The sequence below is a fragment of the Streptomyces capoamus genome (genome assembly GCF_014654935.1).
In the GTDB taxonomy this organism is placed as follows: Bacteria; Actinomycetota; Actinomycetes; order Streptomycetales; family Streptomycetaceae; genus Streptomyces; species Streptomyces capoamus.
Window position 1 is genome coordinate 207955 of the sequence record NZ_BNBF01000008.1, and the last position, 759, is coordinate 208713.

At 68.0% G+C, this 759-nt stretch carries 1 protein-coding gene; it reads right to left on the reverse strand.

The window, feature by feature from the left end; translation table 11 throughout:
* Positions 1–450: HAD-IB family hydrolase (locus tag IE312_RS40240; RefSeq protein WP_229899806.1), on the reverse strand; the 450-nt coding region annotated here is incomplete at its 3' end.
* Between the last annotated feature and the right edge of the window lie 309 nt (positions 451–759).

Below are 759 nucleotides of genomic sequence, written 5' to 3' on the forward strand. Positions count from 1 at the left end.
GACGATCATGCGGGTGGCGACCACCCGGTCCGCGCCCAGCAGCTCGCCGATCGGCTCGACCACCTCGGCGCCCGAGGTCGACACGATCACCACGTCCCGGCCGGCGGCGTGGTGCTCCTCGATGAGGGAGGCGGCCTCGTCGTAGATGATCGGGTCGATCAGGTCGTGCAGGGTCTCGGCGACGATCTCCCGCACCTGCTGGACGTTCCAGCCCCGGCACAGTGCGGAGAGATACTCGCGCATGCGCTCCATCTGATCGTGGTCCAGGCCGCCGACGAGGAAGACGAACTGGGCGTATGCGGTACGCAGTGCGGCCCTGCGGTTGATCAGCCCTCCTTGGTAGAAGGACTTGCTGAAGGTGAGGGTGCTGGACTTCGCAATGACCGTCTTGTCCAGGTCGAAGAAGGCCGCTGCGCGGGGCAAGGAGTGGTTTTCCACGTACCTGAGCATAGGCGCCCACCATTCGGCGTAAGGTGGGGCGCGTGGGTTTGCCTGAGAGGGCTCTCGGGTACACCATGGAAGTCACGGATCGTTCGCGACCGTGCTAACCCGGCCCGACTCCTCCCCCCCCGAGTCGGCCGTGGGGACGACCCCCGCTCTCCCCCCCGGCGGGGGTCGTCGCATGTCCGGACGCGTTTTCCCGCTCCTCCCCGTCCCCCACGCGGCCGTACGGCCGGCCTCGCGCCGCCGCGTCCGCGCCTTTGCCGTGCCTGTGATCGGTCACGCTCCGTAATCCACAGGATGCTCTCCGGAACTCGT